Raw genomic sequence first — 22,264 nt, 5'->3', positions numbered from 1 at the left:
CGCTTGCCCCGGGCCCCCCCGCCCCCCCCCTCTTCCTCCCCGCGCCCCGCCGGGGGGCCCCCCGGCGGCCGCGGGCCGCCCCTCCGTCATGTGCTCACGCGTAGGCGTCCAGGTCGGCGATCTGGGAGAAGCCGAGCCCGTAGGCGCTCATCCCCCGCCCGTACGCCCCGATGTGGACCCCGTGCGCCGATCCGGCGAGGACCCAGCCGAACTCGGTCTCGCGGTAGTGGAACGGCACGGGCACGCCGTCCACGGGCAGCGACAGCGTCGACCAGGGGGGCCCGTCGAGGTCGTCCGCGAGCTCGAAGGCCGTCTCGGTCTGCTGGTCCAGCCAGTTGTCGCGCGTCGCGTGGTCGAGCGAGGCGGGCCAGGTGTGGACGAGCAGTCCGGAGCCGGCCAGCCAGGCCGCGGAGGAGACCGTGGTGGCGTCCAGGACCCCGGTGCCGTCGCCGGTGCGCCGCACCGGGCTCGCCGCCACCGTCACGACGACGGCGAAGCGCTCCTTCTCCACGCCGCTCGCGTCCGACTTTATCGACGGCGTGTCACCGTGCCCGGTCGATCCGTGCTGCACGCTGCCGTCCGCCGCCGTGCCGACCTGCATCAGCCAGCGCGGCCCGGTGAACGCCTCGTCGAGGCCGTACCAGGCGAAGGGTGCGCCCAGGTAGCCCTCGGCGGTCCGCCGGGCCGTGGGCACGCTCTCCGCCCGACTCGTGGTCTCCATCTCGGCCGCCTCCTCGTTCCGTCAACAGAGGGAGGATAGCCACCGCGACGCGTCGGGTCGGTGACAGCCCGTCGTCAGGTCGCGTCGGAGTCGTACGGAGGACGCTCGCCGGTGTCCGGCTTGTCCTGCTTCTTCAGCAGGTCCGGAGTGCCGTTGGCCGGGGAGCCGTTGACCGCGGATCCGTTCACCGCGGCGGGTGCGGCGGCACGGCCGTGGACCGCGTCGGCGACGTCGTTCATCTCCTTCTTGAGGTCGAAGCTGCCGCGCAGCTCCTTGAGCTCCCGGAGGTCCTCGTTCTGATCCATCTGCTTGCGGAGGAACGTCTTGGGGTTGAGGTCCTCGAACTCGAAGTCCTTGAACTCCGGGCCCAGCTCGCTGCGGATGTCCTCCTTCGCGCTGTCGGAGAACTCACGGACCTTCCGGATGAAGCGCGAGACGTCCTGGATCACCTTGGGGAGCTTGTCCGGCCCGAAGACGAGCACGGCGAGCACCACGAGGGCCACCAGCTCGAGTGCGCCTATGTCGCTGAACACCTAGTAGCTCCTTCACGCCGGTCCAGGGCCCGGTCCACGGTACCCGCCGAAACTGCCGGACGGGTACCTTGCGGCGTCCGTCACATGTCTCTCAGGTGCCCTGGGAGGAGCCGAGGGTCAGGGTCTTTGTCAGCTCTTTGCCGTTGCGGGTGAGCGTGAGCTCCAGCTTGTCGCCGGGACGGTGGGCGCGGATCTTCACGATCAGCTCCTCGCCGTTGTGCACCCGCTGGCCGTCGACCTTGGTGATGACGTCGCCCGGACGGAGCCCCGCCTTGGCGGCCGGGCCGCCGGGGGTGACGGACGCGGAGCCGTCCTTGCCCTTCTCGCCGACCCGCGCGCCGTCCCCGTTGAACTGCATGTCCAGGCTGACGCCGATGACGGGGTGGGTCGCCTTGCCGGTGTTGATGAGCTCCTCGGCGACGCGCTTGCCCTGGTTGATCGGGATGGCGAAGCCCAGGCCGATGGAGCCGGGCTGGGCGGCGCTGCCGCCGTCGCCCTCGCCGCCGGAGCCGCCGGCGGCGCGGATCGCGCTGTTGATGCCGATGACGCGGGCCTTGGAGTCGAGGAGCGGACCACCGGAGTTGCCGGGGTTGATGGGGGCGTCGGTCTGGAGCGCGTCGACGTAGCTGATGTCGCTGCCGTCGCCCTTCTCGCCGCCGGCGGTGATCGGGCGCTCCTTGGCGCTGATGATCCCGGAGGTCACGGTGTTGGAGAGGTCGAAGGGGGCGCCGATGGCGACGACGGGGTCGCCGACCCGGACGTTGTCGGAGTTGCCGAGCGGCAGCGGCTTGAGGCCGGAGACGCCGGTGACCTGGACGACGGCCAGGTCGTAACCGGTGTCCTTGCCGACGAGCTTGGCGCGGGCGCTCTCGCCGCTGGAGAAGGTGACCGTGATGTCCTCGGAGGACGCGGCGCCGTCGACGACGTGGTTGTTGGTGAGGATGTGGCCCTTGGTGTCCAGCACGAAGCCGGTGCCGGTGCCGGAGGAGCCGCTGCCTCGGACGTGCAGGGTGACCACGCCGGGCAGGGCGCTGGCGGCGATCCCCGCGACGCTCTCGGGGGCGCGGTCGGTGTCACCGGCCTCGGCCTGCGGCAGCTCGACGGTGGTGAGGCCGCCGTTGCGCTCGACGTAGGCGCCGATCCCGCCGCCGATGACACCGGTGATCAGGGCGAACACCAGCGCGCCCGCGATGGCGAGACCCTTCCGGGACTTCTTCCGGGGCGCCTGCTCGAACGCGAAGCCGGGCCCGCCGGCGCCCCAGGGGTCGTACTGCGTCCAGGGCGATCCCTGCGCCCCGGGCGGCACGGGCGGCCCCTGCGGGTGCGGCTGGGGCTGCGGAGGCGCCTGCGGGTGGGCGTGCGGCCCGCCCATCGGCGCCGCGGCGGGCACGGGCCCGCCGTGCTGCGGCGGTACGGCGGCCGGCGGGCGCTGCACGGGCGGCGCGGGCGCCCACGGACCGGGCTCGCCGTAGGGCGGCGTGCGGTACTCGTCGGGCGTGTGCAGCGGCTGCGCCGGGGGCGCGGGGTCCGCGGGCGCCGCCTCGGCGTGCACGAGGGCCTCCGGGGGCGTCCCGTCGGCCGGGGGCTGTGCGGCGGGCGCGGACTTCGTCAGCTCGACGGCCGGGCCGGTCGCCGGCTCGGCCGCCAGGGGCTCCGAGGTCAGCGGCTGAGGTTCCGTCAGCCGGAACCCGGAGTCCTGGTCCGTCTCCGTCAGGTCGGCCGGAGCGCCGTCGGCCGGGCCCGGCGCCTCGGACGGCCGGGGCGCGGGCAGGGGGAAGTCACCGTCGCCGTCCTCCGACGGCGGCGTGGGTATCCGTGCCGCTTCCGGTGTGCTCGTCGACGGCCGGCTCCACCAGTTCGGCTTCCCGTTGTTCATGCTCTCCCCGCAACCGCTGACCCGTCCGCGCCCCTGGGTCGGGCGCCCCTGTCCCTGGATTCAACCAGGTCGCGGGTCAGCGGGGGGAGCCGAGAGGTCCGGTCGTCGGACTCGCCGCCGGGCTGGGGCCCGGGCCGAAGGCGAGCCGCAGGGCCGGCGCGGTCGGTCGCACGAACGGCGAGAGGGCGAGGAACGACTGCGTCGCCGGAGCCCGGAACCCCATGGCCACCAGCGGTGTGGCCGCGGAACGCACCGCGTCGGGGGGCACGGCGCCGGACGGGACCGTGCCCGGGGGCGCCGCCACGGGCCCGTGCGGCAGGGTCGCCGGGGTGAGCGGGGTCAGGGGTTCGGCGGCCACGGACTGGGCGCCGTAGCGCTCGCCGGACCGCGTGCCGCGCGAGGTGGTCGTGCCGTAGCCGCCGCCCGCGCCGCCGCTGGTGGTGGAGCGCAGCGGGGTGACCGCGGTGCCGGTGCCCTGGCCGCCGCGCGCGCTCGCGTTCACCGACGCCTCGATCGGCAGGGTGCCGCCGAGGGCGATCGCCGCGAACGAGACCGCGCTGGCCGCCGCGAAGGCGAAGCGCCTGCCCCGGCCGGAGCCCCCGGAGGAGCGGTCGCCGACGTCGTGGATGCGGAAGCCGGTGCCCGGGTGCGGGGTGACGACCGCGGCGGTGGCGAAGCCGTCGGTCTTCACTCCCCGGCCGCCGAGGAGCTCTTCGAGCGGACCTCCGGGCATGCCGGGGCCGCCGCCCGAGGGGTCGCCGGGTCCGCCGGGGAGGCCCTGGAGCCGGGCGAGGAACCCCTCCGAGGGCGGTGGCGGCGCCGCGGAGGCGAAGACGCTCTTCAGGGTGCGCTGTGCGTCGGCCTCCGCCTTGCAGCGGGCGCAGGTCGCGAGGTGGGCGAGGACCCGCTCGCGGGCGTCGTGACCGAGTTCGCCGTCGACGAGCGCGGCCAGCCGGTCCCCCAGGTGGTGCTCGGCGGGGGTCGGCGAGGTGGGGCGGGTGCCGCTCACGCTGTCCCTGCCTCCCATCCGACGGTGGCCAGCGCACGCTCCGCCCGGGCCTCGGGCGAGCGGTGCTTGAGGGCCTTGCGCAGGTGGGAGCGCCCGCGGTGGATCCGGCTGCGGACGGTGCCGAGCTTCACGCCGAGGGTGGCGGCGATCTCCTCGTACGACAGTCCTTCGATGTCGCAGAGGACGACGGCGGCACGGAACTCGGGCGCGAGGGTGTCCAGCGCCTGCTGGACGTCGGCGTCGAAGTGGGTGTCGTTGAAGACCTGCTGGGGCGAGGGCTCCCGGCTGGGGAGCCGCTCGGCGGCGTCGTCGGCGAGCGCGTCGAAGCGGATGCGCTGCTTGCGGCGGACCATGTCGAGGAAGAGGTTGGTGGTGATGCGGTGGAGCCAGCCCTCGAAGGTGCCCGGCGTGTACGTCGACAGCGAGCGGAAGACGCGGACGAAGACCTCCTGCGTCAGGTCCTCGGCGTCGTGCTGGTTGCCCGTGAGGCGGTAGGCCAGGCGGTAGACGCGGCCACTGTGCGTGCTGACGATCTCCTCCCAGGTGGGAGGGGTCCACGCCTGCGATTCCGCATCCGATGCGAAGGTCGCGGTGGTGGGAGCGGAGTCGGTGGTGCGGAAACGGTCAGCGGTGTCGGTCACGGATTTCGGCTCACCCGCCGACCTGAGAAGACGCCGAAGCACTCCTCCCCGATCCCCAGGCGCAGCCGCACCTCCCCTGTCGGCTCTGGTGGTGTCCAGTGGAGCCCCTACCATAGCCACCCCGCCCGTTAGCTCCGGATAAGAATCTTTACGCGAATTTGGAACCGGCTCGCCCGGCTGCCTCCGCCGCGTCTCTCCCCTGGTGAACGCACGGTCCCATCAGCAGGTTCCCGCTGACAGCGGATACAGTCACCGTTGCGTCAACTACGGGGACAGGAGAGGGCCATTACCGCCAACCGGCAGACGAGCTGGTCGTTCGCCGACGCCTTCGTCGCCGAGGACGAGGCTCTGCGCTGGGCCCGTGAGCGGGCCCGGGAGGCAGGGCTGCCCTCGGTGTCCCCGGGCACCGGTGGCGCGCTGCGTCTGCTCGCGGCGACGGCGGACGCCAAGGCGGTGGCGGAGATCGGCACCGGCACGGGCGTGTCGGGCATCTACCTGCTGCTGGGGATGCGGCCGGACGGGGTCCTGACGACGGTGGACCTCCAGCCGGAGCGCCAGCAGCTCGCCAAGACGGCCTTCCGCGCGGCGGGATTCGCCGGCAACCGGGCCCGGTTCATCCCGGGCCGCGCCCTGGACGTGCTGCCGCGGCTCGCGGACGGCGGGTACGACCTCGTGTTCTGCGACGGCGACCGGCTGGAGTACCTGGACTACCTCGCTGAATCGTTGCGCCTGCTGCGACCTGGGGGTCTCGTCTGCTTCGAGGGGGTCTTCGCGGACGGCCGCACGGTCGACTCCGGCGCCCAGCCCGCCGAGGTCCAGCGGGTCCGCGAGCTGCTGCGGGCCGTCCGGGAGAGCCAGGACCTGGTGGCCTCCCTGCTGCCGGTCGGCGACGGACTGCTCTGCGCGGTCCGGCGCGGCTGACGCCCGCCCGGGCCCCGGCCCCTCGCCCTCCGCCCGTCTCCGAGGCCCCGGGACGCCCCGCCGGCCCGTCCCACGGCGCCGGACGCACGGACCACCGTCCTCGCGGTACCGGACGCGCCACCCGCCCTCCTCACGGCGCTAGACGCATCCGCCGCACGCCGTCCCGGCTCCGGACGCACCGCTGCCCCGGCACGGCGGACCGTACCGGGGCAGCGGATGGGGATTCGTGGAGAGAAGGTCAGCCGACGACCTTCTTCAGGGCGTCGCCCAGCGCCTCGGCCTCGCCCGGGGTCAGCTCGACGACAAGCCGACCGCCGCCTTCGAGCGGTACGCGCATGACGATGCCCCGCCCCTCCTTGGTCACCTCGAGCGGGCCGTCACCCGTCCGCGGCTTCATGGCCGCCATGCTTGTTCCCCTTCCTGAAACCAGCTCATCGTCAGCCGGGCAGCTCCTTGCATGGAGCACGCGTCACCGGCTTCGAACACATTGCTTCCAGGTCATTATCCCGCATCACAGGACCCGATGACCAACATCGATCTGCATCGCTTCCGCAACGCGCTCTCTCAAAACCACATAATTCGGCGACCGGCCTGCGATACTTCGCCGCTCGGCGACGGGCCAGGACCCCCGGTTCTTTGACGCAGCTCACATGTGCGGGGCGGGTGATCTCCGACATGCTGGGCTGGTCAACCACGCAATGAGGCGAAGGGATCCCGATGGCCGACACGGTGCTGTACGAGGTGAGCGAGGGTCTCGCCACCATCACGCTCAACCGGCCCGAGGCCATGAACGCGATGAACGTGGCGGCGAAAGTCGCCCTCCGGGACGCGGCGGAGACGGCCGCGGCGGATCCGGCCGTACGGGCGGTGCTGCTCACCGCGGCCGGCGACCGGGCGTTCTGCGTCGGCCAGGACCTGAAGGAACACGTGGGCCTGCTCATGGCGGACCACGAGTCCGGAACGAGCCAGACCATGAACACGGTCCGTGACCACTACAACCCGATCGTGAAGGCGCTGACGGGCATGGCCAAGCCGGTCGTGGCCGCGGTGAACGGCGTGGCGGCGGGGGCCGGCTTCGGCTTCGCGCTGGCGGCGGACTACCGGATCGTGGCCGAGACGGCCGCCTTCAACACGTCCTTCGCGGGCGTCGCGCTCACCGCGGACTCGGGCATGTCCTGGACGCTGCCCCGGCTGATCGGCCAGAGCCGCGCCTCCGACCTGCTGCTCTTCCCGCGTTCGATCAGCGCCCAGGAGGCGTACGAGCTCGGCATCGTGAACCGGCTGGTCCCGGCCGCCGAGCTGGCCGCCGAGGCGGAGAAGGTGGCCCGCACCCTCGCCGAGGGCCCGACGGTGGCCTACGCGGCGCTGAAGGAGTCCCTCGCCTACGGCGCGGACCACTCGCTCGCCGAAGCCCTGGAGAAGGAGGACGAGCTCCAGACCCGGGCCGGCGCCTCGGAGGACCACACCATCGCGGTCCGCGCCTTCATCGCCAAGGAGAAGCCCCGCTACCTGGGCCGCTGAGGCCCGTCCCGGGGCGGGCCGCCGGACTCCGTCAGTCCCCGTCCGGGGCGGTCGGCCGCCGGCCGCCCCGGGCCACGCAGCCGGTCACGTGGTCGTCGACCAGGCCGCACGCCTGCATCAGGGCGTAGGCCGTGGTGGGACCGATGAAGCGCAGGCCGCGCTTCTTGAGGGCCTTGGAGAGGGCCGTGGACTCGTCGGTGACCGCCGGGACGTCGGAGACGGTCCGCGGGGCGGGACGGGTCGCGGCGTCGGGGGCGTACGACCAGATGAGCGCGTCGAGCTCGCCCGGGTCCCAGCCGGCGAGCAGGCGCGCGTTGGCGAGGGTCGCGTCGACCTTGGCGCGGTTGCGGATGATGCCCTCGTCCGCGAGGAGCCGCTCGCGGTCCGCGTCCCCGAACCGGGCCACCTCGGCGATCTCGAAGTCCGCGAAGGCACGTCGGAAGCCCTCGCGGCGGCGCAGGATCGTGATCCAGGACAGGCCCGACTGGAACGCCTCCAGGCAGAGCCGCTCGAAGAGGGCGTCGTCGCCGTGGACCGGCCGGCCCCACTCCTCGTCGTGGTAGGCCACGTAGTCCTCGGTCGACAGCCCCCAGGGGCAGCGCAGCAGCCCGTCCGGGCCCGGGACCGCCGCTCCGGCGGTCACGCCCGGTCCTCGCCCCGGTCGCCCGTGCCGGCGTCGCCCGTGGACGCGCCCGCGAGCGCCTCCTCCAGCTCGGCGATCCGCGCGTCGCGCTCGGCGATCTCCGCTCCCAGCCGGACCAGGACGTCGTCCACGTCCGCCATCCGGTAGCCGCGGGCCGCGACGGGGAGGCGCAGCGCCTCGACGTCGGCGCGGTCCACCGGCCGGGTCTCCGGGAGGGGGTCGACCAGCTGCTCGGGCGCCACCTCGGGCAGCACCTCGCTGTCGCCGCCGCCGACCACCGCCAGGGTCACCGCGGCCACGACCACGACCATCGTGATGAGCAGAAACCAGAACACCTGCGCGCCTCTCCCCGGAGTGGAAATCGTCCCGAGCCGATCGTGCCATGCGCCACCGACGGTTAGGGTCACAGGCGAACGGACGCGAGGGAGGACAAAAGGGATGCTGCGCTTGGGACGGCGTGAATTCGGGCCGCACGAGCCGGTGATCATGGCGATCGTGAACCGGACCCCCGACTCCTTCTACGACCAGGGCGCGACCTTCCGGGACGAGCCGGCGCTCGCCCGGGTCGAGCAGGCCGTGGCCGACGGCGCGGCGATCATCGACATCGGCGGGGTCAAGGCGGGCCCCGGCGAGGAGGTGACGGCCGAGGAGGAGGCGCGGCGCACGGTGGGCTTCGTCGCCGAGGTCCGCAGGCGCCACCCCGACGTGGTCATCAGCGTGGACACCTGGCGGGCCGATGTCGGCGCGGCGGTCTGCGAGGCCGGCGCGGACGTCCTGAACGACGCGTGGGGCGGGGTCGACCCGGGCCTCGCGGAGGTGGCGGCGAAGTACGGCGCGGGGCTGGTGTGCACCCACGCGGGCGGCGCGGAGCCGCGCACCCGGCCGCACCGGGTGGAGTACGAGGACGTGATGGCCGACATCCTGCGCGTGACGGTGGGGCTCGCGGAGCGGGCGGCGGCGCTCGGCGTCCGCCGGGACGCGATCATGATCGACCCGGGCCACGACTTCGGGAAGAACACCCGGCACAGCCTGGAGGCGACGCGGCGGCTCGGCGAGATGGCCGAGACGGGGTGGCCGGTGCTGGTGTCCCTGTCCAACAAGGACTTCGTCGGCGAGACGCTCGACCGGCCGGTCAAGGAGCGGGTCCTGGGCACCCTGGCGACGACGGCCGTGTCGGCCTGGCTCGGCGCGCAGGTGTACCGGGTGCACGAGGTGGCGGAGACGCGCCAGGTCCTGGACATGGTGGCGTCGATCGCCGGGCACCGGCCGCCGGCGACGGCCCGCCGCGGGCTGGCCTGACGGAGGGCGGGGGCGCCGGCGGTCCGGTGCCCCCGCCCCCGCCGCTACTTGCCGGTCTCCTTGGTGACCAGCGCGACCGCCTCGTCGATGTCGTCCGTGACGTGGAAGAGCAGCAGGTCGCGCTCGGACGCCTTGCCGCCGGCGACGACGGAGTCGCGCAGCCAGTCGACGAGGCCCTTCCAGTACTGCGTGCCGAAGAGCACGATCGGGAAGCGCGTGACCTTGCGGGTCTGCACCAGGGTCAGCGCCTCGAAGAGCTCGTCGAGGGTGCCGAGGCCGCCGGGGAGGACGACGAAGCCCTGCGCGTACTTCACGAACATCGTCTTGCGGACGAAGAAGTACCGGAAGTTCACGCCGATGTCGACGTGCTGGTTGAGCCCCTGCTCGAAGGGGAGCTCGATGCCGAGGCCGACGGAGACGCCCTTGGCCTCCCTGGCGCCCTTGTTGGCCGCCTCCATGGCGCCGGGGCCGCCGCCCGTGATGACCGCGAAGCCGGCCTCGACGAGCGCCCGGCCGATCCGTACGCCCGCCTCGTACTCCGGCGAGTCCGGCTTCGTGCGGGCCGAGCCGAAGACGCTGATCGCGCTCGGCAGTTCGGCCAGCGCGCCGAAGCCCTCGACGAACTCGGACTGGATGCGCATGACCCGCCAGGGGTCGGTGTGCACCCACTCCGAGTCGCCCTCGGTGTCGAGCAGCCGCTGGTCCGTCGTCCCCGGCTGGACCTGGTCCCTGCGCCTGAGCACCGGACCGAGACGCTGTTCCTCGGGCTTCGCCATTCCCTCGGGAATGCCCATGGCCTGCTCCCTCCGCCGATCGGCGATCAGTTGTCGATCGACCGCCAACTGATCTTCTGGTCCGGTCAGAGTAGGACGACAGAGGTGACGAAACACGAAATTACGGAAGTCAGGCAGTCAGCCAGTCGCGGAGACGTGCCTCGCAGTGGTGGATCCGCTCGACGGGGACGTGCTCGTCCCGCTTGTGCGCGTAGATCGGATCGCCCGGGCCGTAGTTGACGGCGGGGACGCCGAGGGCGCTGAAACGGGAGACGTCGGTCCAGCCGAACTTGGGCTGGGCGCTGCCGCCGACCGCCTTCATGAACGCCTCGGCGGCCGGGTGGGAGAGGCCGGGGAGGGCGCCGGGGCTCTCGTCGTCGACGACGAACTCGGCGATGTCGCATCCCTCGAAGAACGCGCGGACGTAGGCGAGGGCCTCGGCCGGGGAGCGGTCGGGGGCGTACCGGTAGTTGACGGTGACGGCGCAGGCGTCGGGGATGACGTTGGTGGCGACGCCGCCGGTGATCGCCACGGCGTTGAGGCCCTCGTGGTACTCCAGGCCGTCGATGACCGGCTTGCGCGGCTCGTAGGCGGCGAGGCGGGCGAGGATCGGGGCGGCGGTGTGGATGGCGTTGGAGCCCATCCAGGAGCGGGCGGAGTGGGCGCGCTCGCCGGCGGTGTGCAGGATGACGCGCAGCGTGCCCTGGCAGCCGCCCTCGACCTGGGCGTCGGAGGGCTCCAGGAGGACGGCGAAGTCGCCCTCCAGCCAGTCGGGGTGCGCGGCGGCGATCTTGCCGAGGCCGTTGAGGTCGGCGGCGACCTCCTCGTTGTCGTAGAAGACGAACGTGAGGTCGCGGTTGGGCTCGGGGACGGTCGCGGCGATCCGCAGCTGGACGGCGACGCCGGACTTCATGTCGGAGGTGCCGCAGCCCCACAGGATGCCGTCCTCGTCGAGCCGCGAGGGCACGTTGTCGGCGATCGGCACGGTGTCGATGTGGCCGGCGAGGACGACGCGCTCGCCGCGGCCGAGGCGGGTGCGGGCGACGACGTTGTTGCCGTACCGGTCGACCGTGAGGTGCGGCAGGAGGCGCAGGGCCTGCTCGATCGCGTCCGCGAGCGGCTGCTCGGTCCCGCTGACGGAGGGGAAGTCGACGAGGGCGGCGGTGAGCGCGGCCCCGTCCTGGGACAGGTCGAGGGGGCCGTCGAGCGGGGTGATGTCTGCCATGTGCCGACCCTAACGCGCCCTCCAGTACGGTGGGCCCGTGTCCGAGTCCCCCCGCCCCCGCCGTCGCGGCCGCCTCACCCGTTCCGCGGCCGCCTTCGCCGTGCTCCTCGGCCTCGCCTCCTATGTCACCGTCCACCAGGTGACCGGCAGCAAGGGCGCGCCGCGGTGCAGTGTGGGCAGCGGGGCGAACCGGTACGAGTTCACCCTGGAGCAGGCGTCGAACGCGGCGACCGTCTCGGCCGTGGGCACGACCCGGGGGCTGCCCGAGCGGGCGGTGACGATCGCGCTGGCGACGGCGCTGCAGGAGTCGGCGCTGCGGAACATCGAGCACGGCGACCGGGACTCGCTCGGCCTCTTCCAGCAGCGGCCCTCGCAGGGCTGGGGGACGCCGGCGCAGATCATGGACCCGGTCTACTCGTCGGGGAAGTTCTACGCGGGCCTGGAGAAGGTCCCGGGGTACTCGCGGCTGCCGCTGACGGTGGCGGCGCAGAAGGTGCAGCGGAGCGGTTTCCCGCAGGCGTACGCGAAGCACGAGCCGGACGCGGCGCTGCTGTCGGCGGCCCTGACCGGCCGGTCGCCGGCCGCGCTGACCTGTACGGCGAGCAGGATGCCGGGCCCGGCGGGCGATCCGGGGCTGTTCCGGTCCGAGCTGGTACGGGCCTTCGGCGCGAAGGCGGCCCCGAAGGCGGTGACGGGCGGTCCGACGGCCGGCCGGTCGGCGGCAGGGCCCGTGGTGCTCGCGGTGCCGGTGCGGACGGCGAAGGGCACCGGTTCGGCGCCGGGGGCCGCGTCGGACGAGCGGCGCGGCTGGGAGCTGGCGCAGTGGGCGGTGGCGCGGGCGGAGACGCTGCGCGTCGTCGAGGTCGGGTTCGGCGGCCGGGTGTGGCGCGCGGGCGAGGCCGACGGGGGCTGGTCGACGTCCTCGGACCCGCTGGCCGCGGGCCACGAGACCGTCCGGGTACGGCTCGCCCCGTAGTCGGTCGTCCGTACGGCGGTTCACCCGGTGGTGGCACGGGCCCGGTCGCATGTGCCGGATATTCGAAGCGTCTTCGAGGTGCTTTTCCCGGGCGTCACTCACACCCCTCAATTCCCTTGGCACACAAGGGAAGTGACGGTTCGCCAGACGTCCGCGCAATGACGCGTTTCTCCGTTTTCCTCCCCACCCGACAATACGACGCATTGCCAACTCTTTACCTCCGGTCGCCGCAACCTCCCCCGCCCCGGGGCCGGTTGTCACTGCGTCCGAACGAACACGTCGTACCTCGTCGAAGGAGCACCATGTCCCTCCCCCTGACCCGTCGGATCGCCCGCGCCGCCCTCCTCATCGCGGCCGGAGCAGCCCCCGTGGTCGGTGCGGCCGGCTCCGCGAGCGCCCTGGACCACAGCCTCGTGCCGACCGGCGCCCTCGGCGGCGTGACCGCCCTGGACGCCGCCGGCGCGGGCTCCGCCGTCGACAGCGCCTCCCAGACCACCACCGGCGTCGTCGGCGCCGCGGGCGGCCAGGCCGTCGGCACCGCCGTCCCCGCCGCGGGCAAGGCCGTCGGCGCGGCGGGCAAGACCGCCACCCCGGCCGCCCAGAAGGTGGCCGGCGACACCGCGGGCAGCGCGGGCGAGGTCGTCGGCAAGACCGCCGGCGCCGCCGCCGAGGGCGCCGAGGCGCCGACCGGGGGCGCCCTCGGCGGCGGCCTCGGCAACCTGCCGACCGGCCAGGCGCTGGGCGCCGCGCCGCTCGGCGGCCTGCCCATCGGCTGACCTCGACACACGCGGAAGGGCCCGGGAGGCGATCGCCTCCCGGGCCCTTCCGCGTACGGACTAACCGAGGCGCTTGACGGCGGCCTCGACGCGCTCGTCGGTGGCCGTGAAGGCCACGCGCACGAACCGCGCGCCCGCCTCGCCGTAGAAGTCGCCGGGCGCCACGAGGACGCCCTTCTCCGCGAGGTACGCCACGGTCTCCCAGCACGGCTCGTCCCGGGTCGCCCACAGGTACAGGCTCGCCTCGCTGTGCTCGATCCGGAAGCCGTGCGCCTCCAGGGCCGCCCGCAGCGCCGCACGGCGGGCCGCGTACCGCTCGCGCTGCTCGGCCACGTGCGCGTCGTCGCCGAGGGCCGCGACAGTCGCCGCCTGCACCGGGGCCGCGGTCATCATGCCGCCGTGCTTGCGGATCTGGAGCAGCTCGCCGAGGACGGCCGCGTCGCCGGCGACGAACGCGGCGCGGTAGCCGGCCAGGTTGGAGCGCTTGGACAGCGAGTGGACGGCGACGATGCCCTCGTACGAACCGCCGCAGACGTCCGGGTGGAGGACCGAGACCGGGTCGGCCTCCCAGCCCAGCTCCAGGTAGCACTCGTCGGAGAAGACCAGCACCCCGTGCTCGCGCGCCCAGGCCACGATCCGGGTCAGCTCGTCCTTGCCGAGGACCTTGCCGGTCGGGTTGGACGGGGAGTTCAGCCAGAGCAGCCGGAGACCGGCCGGGTCGAGCTCCGTCGGGTCGTCGTAGACGACCGGCTCGGCGCCGCAGAGCCGCGCGCCGACCTCGTACGTCGGGTACGCGAGGCGCGGGTACGCCACCTTGTCGCCGGCACCGAGCCCCAGCTGCGTGGGCAGCCAGGCCACCAGCTCCTTGGAGCCGACCACGGGCAGCACGTTCTCGTGCGCGAAGCCGACCGCGCCCAGACGCCGCTCGCACCAGCCGGTGAGCGCGTCCCGCAGCTCCGTCGTCCCCCACACCGTGGGATAGCCCGGCGAGTCCGCCGCCGCCACCAGGGCCTCCTGGATCAGCGCGGGGACCGGGTCGACGGGGGTGCCGACGGAGAGGTCCACGATTCCGTCCGGGTGCGCCAGGGCCGTCCTCTTGTACGGCTCCAGCTTGTCCCAGGGGAAGACGGGCAGGCGCGAAGAGACTGCGCTCACGGGTTGGCTCTCACTTCCTCGTACGTACGGGAAAACGCCTCGGTCCCGTACGGCGGCCGAGGCCGTACGGGACCGGATGCGGTCGATCAGCCGTTCTGCGGCGGCAGGGCGGCGATGAAGGGGTGGTCGCGCTCGATCTCGCCGAGCTTGGAGGCACCACCGGGCGAACCGAGGTCGTCGAAGAACTCGACGTTCGCCTTGTAGTACTCCTTCCACTCCTCCGGGGTGTCGTCCTCGTAGAAGATCGCCTCGACCGGGCAGACCGGCTCACAGGCCCCGCAGTCGACGCATTCGTCCGGGTGGATGTACAAGGACCGCTTGCCCTCGTAGATGCAGTCGACGGGGCACTCCTCGATGCACGCCTTGTCCTTCACGTCGACACAAGGCTGCGCGATGACGTAGGTCACGCTGTCGTTCCTCCTCGATAGGGCTGGTCTGCGCGGGAGCGCGGCGTCGTCGATGCCCGCACCTAGTATCTCCGTTCTTGGGGGCGATCCGAACAGGAGGGGCGGAGAAGCTGTGGAATTCACCGGCGGAGGGCGCCTTGAGGTCCGAATCACCAGCGCTGACGTGGGAAAACGTGTCTCCGTTCGGTGCGTGACGGAGTCACCGGCGGCGGGTGGGAAGTACACCGACGCGGTCGGGGTTCTCACATCATGGGATGCCGGTGTGCTGCTGATCACACGAAAGGGCGGCGAGAACGTCAGGATCGCCGAGTCCTCACTGGTCGCGGGCAAGGTCGTGCCGGCCGCCCCGGCCCGCCGCCGCGGCCCCGCCGCCACCTTCCCCGAGCTGGCCAGGGCCACCGCGCGCGCGTGGCAGCCGGTCGAGAGCGAGGCCCTCGGCGAGTGGACCCTGCGGGCCGCCGTCCAGGAGCTGTCGGCGGGCCCCGGAGGACCGGCGGGCGGACGCCGGACGGGCTTCACCCGCCGCGCCAACTCCGCGCTCCCGCTCGGCGACCCCGGACTCCCGGTCGCCGACGCGCTGACCCGCGTACGGGAGTGGTACGCGGCCCGCGGCCTTCCCGCGTACGTCCAGGCCGCGACCGGCGCCGAAGGCACCCAGGAGCTCCTGTGCGCCGCGCTCGACCGACACGGCTGGCGGCGCGAGGTCTCCGCCGAGGTGCGGATCGCCGCCCTCGCCCCGATCGGCGACCTCGACGCCGACGTCTCCGCCGTCCGGCTCTCCCGGACCGTCGACGACGCCTGGCTGGGCCGGTACGGGCGCTTCGAGGAGGCGAGCCCGACCGTGCGGTCCGTCCTCGCCTCGGGACCGCGTGTGTGGTTCGCTTCCGTGGCGGGCACGGGAGGGGTACCCGCGGCGATCGGCCGCTGCGTCGTCGACGGACGCTGGGCCGGCTTCATGGCCGTCGAGGTCGACCCCGACCGGCGGCGCACCGGCCTGGCGACGTCCGTCATGACGGCGCTCGCCCGGCAGGCCCTCGACGAGGGCGCGTCGGCGGCCTGGCTCCAGGTGGAGACGGACAACGACGGCGCGCGGGCACTGTACGACGGGATGGGCTTCGCCGCCCATCACCACTACCACCACTACCGATGGGTGGAGGCGTGACGGACGAAGGACCACCGGCCGCGGGGGGCGGGGAACCGCACGACGGGGCCGACGACGGGCGTCCCGACGGCACCGCGCCGCACGACGGACCCGGCGGCCGCCCGGCGGACCCGGGCGGGGAAACCCCCGACTGGCGGCAGGAGTTCGCCGAGGAGGCGCGGGCCGAACGGCCCGACCTCGCGCGGCTGTGCCTGCTCGTCGGAGCGGTGGCCGACCCCACGGTCACCCGGCACGCCCTCGACGAGGCGGAGATCGAACTCGACCGCCTCGCCGGCCTCGTCCCGTACGCGACCCGCGTCACCGGCGACTGGGCCGCCGAGCTCGCCGCGCTGCTCGGCCGCCACGAGGGCTTCGAGGGCGTCCCCGCCGACTACCAGCGACTGGAGTCCTCCCTCCTGCACGAGGTGCTCCGGCGCCGCCGCGGCCTGCCGATCCTGCTCTCCGTCGTCTGGATGGAGGTCGCCCGCCGGGCCGGCGCCCCCGTCTACGGCCTCGGCCTGCCCGGCCACTTCGTGGTGGGCTTCGGCGACCCCGCCGACCTGCACCTCGCCGACCCCTTCGCCGGCGGCCGCGCCATGACCGGCACGGACGCGGAGCTCCTGGTGGCGAGCGCGACCGGCGAGGCCCTCGACCGCTCGATGCTGCGGCCGGCCGAGCCCGGCGCCATCGTGCTGCGCATCCTCAACAACATCCGCGCCTGGGCCGCCTCCCGGCCCGAGCGCTCCGACGTCGCCCTCTGGGCGGTGGAGCTCTCCCTCCTCCTCCCCTCCCACCCCGCCCGCCTCCGCTACGAACGCGCCGAACTCCTCGTGCTCCGCGGCGAGTTCCTCACCGGCGCCATCGAGATGGAGGCGTACGCCCAGGTCATGGACGCCGTCGACCCGGAATCCGCCACCGCCATCCGGCGCCGCGCCCAGGCGGCCCGGGCCATGCTCAACTAGCGCGACACCCGTCCTGGCCCTCGTCCTCGTCCTCGTCCTCGTACGGCGGGATGGTCCAGCGCAGGACCGTGGAACCGTCGCGGGGGGCGAGGACCACCGGGTACACCCGGTCCCAGGGACGCTCGCCGTGATGGCGGACGGAGTGGTCCCCCTGGTCCCACCCGAGACCGAGGACCGGGCAGCCGTCGATGTCGAGGACCGCGGCGAGGAGCGGACGGTTCCCACCCGCCCGGTGCAGCAGGTGGTAGTGGGAATGCCGGTCCACCGCGACCATGAGGCCCTTGCCGGGGCCCCGCTCGACCCAGGCGTCGAGACGGGCGGCGAGCGCCGTCGCCTCGTCGACGGGCAGGTCGAGGTGGCCGTACTGGCTGTCGTACGCCAGCGGCTCGCCCCCGAACTCGGCATGGGCCGCGTCCTTGTGGAGCCCCCAGTACGTGACGTCCGCGAGCCCGTCCACGGACTCCCCCGCCAGACCGACGAAGCCGTCCAGCGCCCGCGCGTCGCCGACGACCATGCCGCACCGGTCCACGGGGAGATCGCCCAGGGGCACCGGGTCGGGGCCGCGCTCCGCGGGCCAGGGGAGCAGCAGGTCGACCTCCAGGACGGAGACCGTCGGCTCGCCGTCGAACGGGGAGGCGGCCGTCTCGGCCCGTACCGGGAGGGGCCGGTCGTTCGCGGCGGCCACGACGACCGCCTCGGCGTACCACTCCTCGGGATCCGCGTCCTCGGGCAGGTGCAGGTGCCCGCCGCCGGCGCGGGCCGCGTCGAGGCCGCGGGCGGACAGCGGGCGGCCGGAGTCGGCCCAGCAGTCGACGGCCCCGGCCATGCCGAGGACCAGGACGCCGGAGGGCGCGGTGACGGAACCGAGGAGACGGGTCATGCCCCGATCCAAGCGGAGCAGTCCGCGAGCGTCTCCGGCGGGGGGCGCGGTGATGGGGGGCCGGGGGCGGCAGACTGACGGGATGCCTCTGACCGCGGACATCCTCGTCGCCCTCGTCGCGCTGCTGCACGCCTCCATCATGGTGATGGAGATGTTCCTGTGGCAGAAGGAGACCGGGCGGCGCTTCTCGGGGTTCGACGCGGAGATGGCGCGGGCCACGGCGCCGCTGGCGGCGAACCAGGGGCTCTACAACGGGTTCCTGGCGGCCGGGCTGGTGTGGGGGCTGGTCGCGGAGGATCCGACGGCGTTCGCGGCGCGGGTGTTCTTCCTGTCGTGCGTGGTCGTCGCGGGGATCTACGGGGCGGCCACCGCCAACCGGCGCATCCTGTTCGCACAGGCGCTGCCGGGCGCGCTCGCCCTGTCCGCGGTCGTCGTCTCCCACTGACGCCTTCCGCCGAAGGGGGCGTCGCGCGTGTCCCCCCGGCGGGCCCGGCGACCGGCAGGCCAGTGTGGGACGGAACGGCACGCACACGGCGAAAGGCGCGCGATGGGAACCCCTCACGGCACGGGCAGCTTCGTGGCCCATACCGGTACCGACGTCTACGGGCCCGGGAAGGTCATCGGCGTGGAGGGGGTGCGGCGCCGCGTGCGGTTCACCCGCTACGTGGCGACGATCAGGGCCGACGACCTGCGGGCGGCCTCCGCCGCCGAGAAGCGGGAGGTCGAGGCGTGGCTGCGGGCCAGGAAGGCCCGCTACGGCGGCGCGTGGTGACCTCGGGAGCCCGCGGGACGGGACTCGGCCCGTGACGCGCGGGAGCCCCCGTCCCGGGAGGGGACGGGGGCTCGGGCGCGGGGTGGATCAGCCTCGGCCTTCGAGGTCGATGGTCTTGGTCCGCTCCGCGAGGTTCTTGCCGCGCAGGGCGTCGCGCATGACGAACGCGACGTCGTCGGCGGAGACCTGGTGCTTGGTCCCGTCCCCCTTGGTGACCATGACGCCGTCGAAGGCCCCGTCGAGGAGCCGGTCGATGGCCTCCTTGTCGTAGTACTCGACCAGTCGGCCGTCGACGGCCTTCATGGAGAGGATCTGCGGCAGGGAGCGCGCCGGGCCGAAGTCGATGTGCTTGCCGCCGGCGTTGATCCTGATCAGGCCGGACATCGCGGGCGTCGCGAAGTCCTTCATCGCCCGGTCGAGCTCGGCCTTGGTGATCGTGGGCTGGCGCGTGGTGACCGGGAGCTCGACGAGACTGCGCCGGCCCGTCTCGACCTGGGCGCGGAAGGCGTCCTTGACGGAGATCATCGAGCGCTGGATGTCCAGCCCCTTGCCGGGCTTGCCCGGGACGGCGGTCACCTTGTTCGGTGCGAAGAGGATCGTGCCCTCGGTCGCCGCGGCGGACCGGCCGGCGAGGTCGGCCAGGGCCACGGCGAGCTTCTCGTCGTCGACCGGGAAGACCGGCTTCGCGACCCGCTCGCCGCCGAGGAGGGAGCCGATGACGGAGACGGGGTTGTAGTCGCTGCCGGCCGCCGCGCGGACGGTCTCCTGGCTGTCGAGCGTCAGGCCCGCCTTGTCGGGGGCCAGCTGGACCTTCTCGCCGCCGACGCTGAGCTGGAGGGGGGCGTGGGCGCGCGTGCCCAGGGCCTTCTCCAGCTTGTTGACGGCCTCCTCCTTCGTGCCTCCGCCGATGTCCACGCCGAGCACGGTGGTGCCCTTGGGGACGTCGGAGTGGTTGAGGAGGAGGCCGGCGCCGTAGGCGACACCGGCCAGGCCGACGACTCCGACGGCGGCCAGGACCAGCTTGGAGCGGCCCTTCTTCGCCGGGGCGCGGGCGGGCGCGGGCGCCGGCCGCGGTGCCGGCGCGGGGGCCGGGGACGCCTGCTCGTCGCGGCGCGGGCCCGGCTCGGGGCGGCGGGCCGCGTTCGGCGGGACCACCGGGATGCCGCTGGTGAGCGTGTCCCCGGAGACGTGGCCGGCTCCGCCGTCGGCCGGAGCGCCCTGCCCGGGGGCGAACGCTCGCCCGGGGCCCGGGGCGGGCGCCTGCGGGGTGAGGATCGCGGTGTCGTCGGACATCCGGGGCGCTCCACCGGGGAACGGGGAGCCCTGCCCGGGCCCCCGGCCCGGGAAGGGGCCGGTGCCGGGGCCGCCGGGTGCGCCGAGGGACGCGGTGCCGGTGACCGGGCCGGTGGTGGGCCCGGTCGGGGCGGCCGCCCCCGGACCGCGGTGGACGGGAGCGCCGGCGGCGGGGGTGCCGGTGTACATCGGGGTGCCCCCTGCCGGGGTGCCGTCGTACATCGGCGTACCGCCCGCCGGCGTCCCGTCGTACATCGGCGTACCGCCCGCGGGAGTGCCGTCGTACCTCGGCGTGCCCCCTGCCGGGGTGCCGTCGTACATCGGGGTGCCGCCCGCCGGGGTGCCGCTCTCGTAGAGGGGGTTGCCGGGGCCGCTGACCGGGCGGCTCGACGGGGTGTTGCCGACCGTCGGGACGCCGGAGGTGGCCGAGCCGGCGAAGCCGGTGCCCTGGGTGTCGGGGCCGGACGGCTGCGGGCCGGGCCTGAGGGTGGGCGCCGGGGCCGCGGGGAGCGCGGGAGCCGCGGAGGGAGCGGGGGCCGCCGCCTTGCGGGGGGCGAACCAGTCGCTGGTCTCCTTGGCCTTCGGGGCCTCCTCGGCCTGCGGCGGCTCGGGGGCCGCCGGCGGCGCGGGCTCCGGCTCGACGACGGCCGGGGCCGGGGCCGGCTCGGGGTCCGGGGCGGGGGCCTCGTTGACCGTCTGGCGGACCACGACCGGCGGGATCGGCCGCGAACCCGGGATGTTGATCCGGATCCGGGTCGTCAGCGTCGTCTCGGTCTTGGGCTCCTCCGGCAGCGCGGGCGCGACGGGGGGCTCCGCCGGCGCGTCCTGCGTGGGGTGGAGCGACGGATACTGGCGGGATCCGTACGGCGGGGTACCCGAGGGGTACGCGGCTCCACCGCGCCCCTGGGCGCCGGAGGACGAACTGTCAGTCTCTCGACCAGTTTCACGACTCAAAGCAGGATCTCCCGGTTGGCTCCACCGCCCGCTCTTGCAGATGCTCGTGTACCCGGGCGGTTCGGCGGCGCGCACCACCATACTGGCCGCCGCCGCTTCTTACCCGACCCCCGGGTGACCCACGTCGGGCATTCCGGCCGAAGTCGGGACGTCCCCGGACTCAAGTCGTGCTGCTCACGGGGCCGGTCGCACCAGTCGGGCGAGCGTGGTGCACATCACAGCGGCCGCCATGCCCCCGAAGAGGAAGAGCAGCTCGCCGACGCCGCCGGCGAACACCCCGTCGCCCTCGGGGCGTCCGAGGCTGAGCACGATGACGGCGATGAGCCAGCCCGCGCCCGCGGCGACGACGGCGAGCTGGGTGCCGACGGCGCGCAGCCCTCCGTAGAAGAGGGCGGCGGTGGCGAGGAGGCCGAGGAGCAAGCCGCCGGGGAACCAGGCGGCTTGGACGAGGGAGCCGGCGGCGCCGACGAGGAGGCCGAGGAGGAACAGAACGGCGTACGCGGCATACCGGACGGCGGCGGAGGGTCCGGGCGTCGGGGCGGGCTTCCGGGCCGGGGCGGGGGCGGTCATGCGGTCACTCCCGCAAAGAGGTCGGTCTCTCGGACGCCGGCGGGAGCACCGGAGGCGCCCTGGACCAACTCGTAGTACTCGGTGGTGAAGAGGGGCTGGCCGAGGGCGTTGGAGAGCGCGAAGAACGGACCGTCGACGGCGACTTGGGTGACGTGCGCGGCCATCGCGGCGCTCTTGCGGGCCGCCTGACCGGGGGCCGCCTCGATCTCGGCGGTGATCCGGTCCTCGTCGACGACGCCGGGGACGTCGTCGATCGCCGCGACGGCCGGGAAGACGGAGCCCTCGGCCCGCAGCCGGGCGAATCCGGCCTCGGCGACGGACCGCGGGACGCGGTTCCAGTAGATCTTCGCGATCGCGTGGGCGGCGCCGAGGTCGGGCCGGTACGCCGGGTCGGCGGCGAGCTCGGCGGCCCGGGTGGCGACGCGGTGGGCCTGGATGTGGTCCGGGTGCCCGTATCCGCCGTCGGGGTCGTAGGTGACGAGGACCTGCGGGCGGGTCTCGCGGATCACCTCCACGAGGTACGGGGCGGCGGTGTCGACGTCGGTGTTCCAGAAGGCGTCGTCCCGCTTGTTCTGCTCGGCGCCCATCATCCCGGAGTCGCGGAAGCGCCCGGGGCCGCCGAGGAAGCGGTGGTCGGCGACGCCCAGCTCGCGCATCGCGGCGGCGAGTTCGCCGACGCGGTGGGGGCCGAGCCGGTCCTCGCGGTCCGGGGCCAGATGGGCGAGGTCGGGCGGGATGACCTCGCCCTCCTCGCCGAGCGTGCAGGTGACCAGGGTGACAAGGGCGCCCTCGGCCGCGTACCTGGCCATGGTGGCGCCGTTGTTGATCGACTCGTCGTCCGGGTGCGCGTGCACGAGGAGCAGACGACGGGCGGGGAGATCGGTCATGTCCCCACCCTACGAGACCCCTCCCGCGCGGGCCCCGAACCCTCCGGGGAACCCCCGCGGGGTCAGAACTTGAGGCCGCCGATCATCCCCGCCACGTTCGTCGTGAGGGTGCTGATGGACGAGGCCATGGACGAGCTCGCCAGGTAGAAGCCCAGGAGCGCGCAGACCGCCGCATGTCCAGCCTTCAGCCCGGATTTCCGGATCAGCAGGAAGACGACGATCGCCAGCAGCACCACCGCCGAAATCGAGAGTGCCACGGCGGTTCACCTCCACACTTCTTCGGTCGGATATTCGATCGGACAGGGCAGCGCGCATGTGCCAGTCGGGTA

At 73.9% G+C, this 22,264-nt stretch carries 26 protein-coding genes; 9 read left to right on the top strand and 17 right to left on the bottom strand.

Annotated elements, in window-relative coordinates:
- Window positions 1-94: 94 nt before the first annotated feature.
- The 5 genes from AB0424_RS24440 to sigE all read right to left on the bottom strand — a co-directional run bounded on the left by AB0424_RS24440 (window position 95) and on the right by sigE (window position 4,894).
- The gene (locus AB0424_RS24440) at window positions 95-721 is read right to left on the bottom strand and encodes a hypothetical protein (RefSeq protein WP_366308650.1); all 627 of its coding nucleotides are present in this window, start codon (window positions 719-721) and stop codon (window positions 95-97) included.
- A 74-nt stretch (window positions 722-795) separates the two neighbouring features.
- On the bottom strand, window positions 796-1,254 hold the full coding sequence (locus AB0424_RS24435; protein WP_366308649.1) for a sec-independent translocase: 459 nt from the start codon (window positions 1,252-1,254) through the stop codon (window positions 796-798).
- 91 nt (window positions 1,255-1,345) lie between these two features.
- The gene (locus tag AB0424_RS24430; RefSeq protein ID WP_366308648.1) at window positions 1,346-3,130 is read right to left on the bottom strand and encodes a trypsin-like peptidase domain-containing protein; all 1,785 of its coding nucleotides are present in this window, start codon (window positions 3,128-3,130) and stop codon (window positions 1,346-1,348) included.
- Window positions 3,131-3,206: 76 nt separating this feature from the next.
- Window positions 3,207-4,139: an anti-sigma factor gene (locus tag AB0424_RS24425; protein WP_366308647.1), complete on the bottom strand. Its 933-nt coding sequence runs from the start codon at window positions 4,137-4,139 to the stop codon at window positions 3,207-3,209.
- Window positions 4,136-4,894, bottom strand: coding sequence for an RNA polymerase sigma factor SigE (gene sigE, locus AB0424_RS24420; RefSeq protein ID WP_366308646.1), 759 nt, complete (start codon window positions 4,892-4,894; stop codon window positions 4,136-4,138). The genes AB0424_RS24425 and sigE overlap by 4 nt, the downstream gene beginning before the upstream one ends.
- 141 nt (window positions 4,895-5,035) lie before the next feature.
- On the opposite strand from sigE, the gene AB0424_RS24415 reads away from it, so the two are divergent.
- Window positions 5,036-5,701, top strand: coding sequence for an O-methyltransferase (locus AB0424_RS24415; RefSeq protein WP_366308645.1), 666 nt, complete (start codon window positions 5,036-5,038; stop codon window positions 5,699-5,701).
- 238 nt (window positions 5,702-5,939) lie between these two features.
- On the opposite strand, the gene AB0424_RS24410 is transcribed toward AB0424_RS24415, so the two are convergent.
- Entirely contained in the window at window positions 5,940-6,107 is a 168-nt protein-coding gene (locus AB0424_RS24410; protein WP_017239934.1) for a DUF3117 domain-containing protein, read from the bottom strand.
- Between the two features lie 311 nt (window positions 6,108-6,418).
- On the opposite strand from AB0424_RS24410, the gene AB0424_RS24405 reads away from it, so the two are divergent.
- The gene (locus AB0424_RS24405) at window positions 6,419-7,222 is read left to right on the top strand and encodes an enoyl-CoA hydratase-related protein (RefSeq protein ID WP_366308644.1); all 804 of its coding nucleotides are present in this window, start codon (window positions 6,419-6,421) and stop codon (window positions 7,220-7,222) included.
- Between the two features lie 31 nt (window positions 7,223-7,253).
- On the opposite strand, the gene AB0424_RS24400 is transcribed toward AB0424_RS24405, so the two are convergent.
- On the bottom strand, window positions 7,254-7,865 hold the full coding sequence (locus tag AB0424_RS24400) for a DNA-3-methyladenine glycosylase I (RefSeq protein ID WP_366308643.1): 612 nt from the start codon (window positions 7,863-7,865) through the stop codon (window positions 7,254-7,256).
- Window positions 7,862-8,200 (bottom strand): hypothetical protein, encoded by a 339-nt coding sequence (locus tag AB0424_RS24395; RefSeq protein ID WP_366308642.1) that lies wholly within the window; start codon window positions 8,198-8,200, stop codon window positions 7,862-7,864. The genes AB0424_RS24400 and AB0424_RS24395 overlap by 4 nt, the downstream gene beginning before the upstream one ends.
- Before the next feature lie 103 nt (window positions 8,201-8,303).
- On the opposite strand from AB0424_RS24395, the gene folP reads away from it, so the two are divergent.
- The gene (gene folP, locus AB0424_RS24390; protein WP_366308641.1) at window positions 8,304-9,164 is read left to right on the top strand and encodes a dihydropteroate synthase; all 861 of its coding nucleotides are present in this window, start codon (window positions 8,304-8,306) and stop codon (window positions 9,162-9,164) included.
- Between the two features lie 44 nt (window positions 9,165-9,208).
- On the opposite strand, the gene AB0424_RS24385 is transcribed toward folP, so the two are convergent.
- Together AB0424_RS24385 and dapE are read right to left on the bottom strand one after the other, a co-directional pair.
- Complete coding sequence (locus AB0424_RS24385; protein ID WP_366308640.1) at window positions 9,209-9,958, bottom strand: TIGR00730 family Rossman fold protein; 750 nt, start codon at window positions 9,956-9,958, stop codon at window positions 9,209-9,211.
- 109 nt (window positions 9,959-10,067) lie between these two features.
- Window positions 10,068-11,162 carry a succinyl-diaminopimelate desuccinylase gene (dapE, locus tag AB0424_RS24380; RefSeq protein WP_366308639.1) on the bottom strand — a complete coding sequence of 365 codons (1,095 nt, stop codon included), beginning with the start codon at window positions 11,160-11,162 and terminating at the stop codon, window positions 10,068-10,070.
- 37 nt (window positions 11,163-11,199) lie between these two features.
- Between dapE and AB0424_RS24375 the strand changes: the two genes are divergently transcribed.
- The gene (locus AB0424_RS24375) at window positions 11,200-12,138 is read left to right on the top strand and encodes a hypothetical protein (protein ID WP_366308638.1); all 939 of its coding nucleotides are present in this window, start codon (window positions 11,200-11,202) and stop codon (window positions 12,136-12,138) included.
- A 302-nt stretch (window positions 12,139-12,440) separates the two neighbouring features.
- On the top strand, window positions 12,441-12,914 hold the full coding sequence (locus AB0424_RS24370) for an ATP-binding protein (protein WP_366308637.1): 474 nt from the start codon (window positions 12,441-12,443) through the stop codon (window positions 12,912-12,914).
- 60 nt (window positions 12,915-12,974) lie between these two features.
- On the opposite strand, the gene AB0424_RS24365 is transcribed toward AB0424_RS24370, so the two are convergent.
- A complete protein-coding gene (locus tag AB0424_RS24365; RefSeq protein WP_366308636.1) occupies window positions 12,975-14,069 on the bottom strand; it encodes a bifunctional succinyldiaminopimelate transaminase/glutamate-prephenate aminotransferase in 1,095 nt (364 codons plus the stop codon).
- 86 nt (window positions 14,070-14,155) lie between these two features.
- Window positions 14,156-14,476: a ferredoxin gene (gene fdxA, locus AB0424_RS24360; RefSeq protein ID WP_366308635.1), complete on the bottom strand. Its 321-nt coding sequence runs from the start codon at window positions 14,474-14,476 to the stop codon at window positions 14,156-14,158.
- 112 nt (window positions 14,477-14,588) lie between these two features.
- Here fdxA and AB0424_RS24355 point away from each other — a divergent pair, with 112 nt between their 5' ends.
- Window positions 14,589-15,638 carry a GNAT family N-acetyltransferase gene (locus AB0424_RS24355; protein WP_366308634.1) on the top strand — a complete coding sequence of 350 codons (1,050 nt, stop codon included), beginning with the start codon at window positions 14,589-14,591 and terminating at the stop codon, window positions 15,636-15,638.
- Window positions 15,635-16,579 carry a transglutaminase-like domain-containing protein gene (locus AB0424_RS24350; protein ID WP_366308633.1) on the top strand — a complete coding sequence of 315 codons (945 nt, stop codon included), beginning with the start codon at window positions 15,635-15,637 and terminating at the stop codon, window positions 16,577-16,579. Before AB0424_RS24355 ends, AB0424_RS24350 begins: the two co-directional genes overlap by 4 nt.
- Here AB0424_RS24350 and AB0424_RS24345 read toward each other — a convergent pair.
- Window positions 16,572-17,459 (bottom strand): hypothetical protein, encoded by an 888-nt coding sequence (locus AB0424_RS24345; protein ID WP_366308632.1) that lies wholly within the window; start codon window positions 17,457-17,459, stop codon window positions 16,572-16,574. The two genes, AB0424_RS24350 and AB0424_RS24345, sit on opposite strands and share 8 nt — an antisense overlap.
- A gap of 82 nt (window positions 17,460-17,541) precedes the next feature.
- Between AB0424_RS24345 and AB0424_RS24340 the strand changes: the two genes are divergently transcribed.
- On the top strand, window positions 17,542-17,904 hold the full coding sequence (locus AB0424_RS24340; protein WP_366308631.1) for a DUF1304 domain-containing protein: 363 nt from the start codon (window positions 17,542-17,544) through the stop codon (window positions 17,902-17,904).
- 102 nt (window positions 17,905-18,006) lie between these two features.
- A complete protein-coding gene (locus AB0424_RS24335; RefSeq protein ID WP_366308630.1) occupies window positions 18,007-18,231 on the top strand; it encodes a hypothetical protein in 225 nt (74 codons plus the stop codon).
- An 87-nt stretch (window positions 18,232-18,318) separates the two neighbouring features.
- Here the strand turns inward: AB0424_RS24335 and AB0424_RS24330 are convergent, their stop codons facing one another.
- From AB0424_RS24330 to AB0424_RS24315, 4 genes are all read right to left on the bottom strand, one after another.
- Window positions 18,319-20,559 carry a hypothetical protein gene (locus tag AB0424_RS24330; RefSeq protein WP_366308629.1) on the bottom strand — a complete coding sequence of 747 codons (2,241 nt, stop codon included), beginning with the start codon at window positions 20,557-20,559 and terminating at the stop codon, window positions 18,319-18,321.
- Between the two features lie 93 nt (window positions 20,560-20,652).
- Window positions 20,653-21,048, bottom strand: coding sequence for a DUF6113 family protein (locus AB0424_RS24325; RefSeq protein ID WP_366308628.1), 396 nt, complete (start codon window positions 21,046-21,048; stop codon window positions 20,653-20,655).
- Window positions 21,045-21,935 carry an N-acetyl-1-D-myo-inositol-2-amino-2-deoxy-alpha-D-glucopyranoside deacetylase gene (mshB, locus tag AB0424_RS24320; RefSeq protein ID WP_366308627.1) on the bottom strand — a complete coding sequence of 297 codons (891 nt, stop codon included), beginning with the start codon at window positions 21,933-21,935 and terminating at the stop codon, window positions 21,045-21,047. Before mshB ends, AB0424_RS24325 begins: the two co-directional genes overlap by 4 nt.
- A gap of 62 nt (window positions 21,936-21,997) precedes the next feature.
- The gene (locus AB0424_RS24315; protein WP_033201312.1) at window positions 21,998-22,192 is read right to left on the bottom strand and encodes a hypothetical protein; all 195 of its coding nucleotides are present in this window, start codon (window positions 22,190-22,192) and stop codon (window positions 21,998-22,000) included.
- Window positions 22,193-22,264: the final 72 nt, after the last annotated feature.

The organism is Streptomyces sp. NPDC051180 (assembly GCF_040689545.1).
GTDB lineage: Bacteria > Actinomycetota > Actinomycetes > Streptomycetales > Streptomycetaceae > Streptomyces.
Note: the sequence above shows the minus strand (reverse complement) of the source record. Positions and strands in the feature narration are given on the sequence as shown.

Coding starts and splice junctions, on each gene's coding strand:
- AB0424_RS24440 (WP_366308650.1), bottom strand. CDS start 721: ATGGAGACCACGAGTCGGGCGGAGAGCGTGCCCACGGCCCGGCGGACC.
- AB0424_RS24430 (WP_366308648.1), bottom strand. CDS start 3,130: ATGAACAACGGGAAGCCGAACTGGTGGAGCCGGCCGTCGACGAGCACA.
- sigE (WP_366308646.1), bottom strand. CDS start 4,894: ATGGTAGGGGCTCCACTGGACACCACCAGAGCCGACAGGGGAGGTGCG.
- AB0424_RS24410 (WP_017239934.1), bottom strand. CDS start 6,107: ATGGCGGCCATGAAGCCGCGGACGGGTGACGGCCCGCTCGAGGTGACC.
- AB0424_RS24405 (WP_366308644.1), top strand. CDS start 6,419: ATGGCCGACACGGTGCTGTACGAGGTGAGCGAGGGTCTCGCCACCATC.
- folP (WP_366308641.1), top strand. CDS start 8,304: ATGCTGCGCTTGGGACGGCGTGAATTCGGGCCGCACGAGCCGGTGATC.
- AB0424_RS24385 (WP_366308640.1), bottom strand. CDS start 9,958: ATGGGCATTCCCGAGGGAATGGCGAAGCCCGAGGAACAGCGTCTCGGT.
- dapE (WP_366308639.1), bottom strand. CDS start 11,162: ATGGCAGACATCACCCCGCTCGACGGCCCCCTCGACCTGTCCCAGGAC.
- AB0424_RS24370 (WP_366308637.1), top strand. CDS start 12,441: ATGTCCCTCCCCCTGACCCGTCGGATCGCCCGCGCCGCCCTCCTCATC.
- AB0424_RS24345 (WP_366308632.1), bottom strand. CDS start 17,459: ATGACCCGTCTCCTCGGTTCCGTCACCGCGCCCTCCGGCGTCCTGGTC.
- AB0424_RS24340 (WP_366308631.1), top strand. CDS start 17,542: ATGCCTCTGACCGCGGACATCCTCGTCGCCCTCGTCGCGCTGCTGCAC.
- AB0424_RS24335 (WP_366308630.1), top strand. CDS start 18,007: ATGGGAACCCCTCACGGCACGGGCAGCTTCGTGGCCCATACCGGTACC.
- AB0424_RS24330 (WP_366308629.1), bottom strand. CDS start 20,559: ATGGTGGTGCGCGCCGCCGAACCGCCCGGGTACACGAGCATCTGCAAG.
- AB0424_RS24325 (WP_366308628.1), bottom strand. CDS start 21,048: ATGACCGCCCCCGCCCCGGCCCGGAAGCCCGCCCCGACGCCCGGACCC.
- mshB (WP_366308627.1), bottom strand. CDS start 21,935: ATGACCGATCTCCCCGCCCGTCGTCTGCTCCTCGTGCACGCGCACCCG.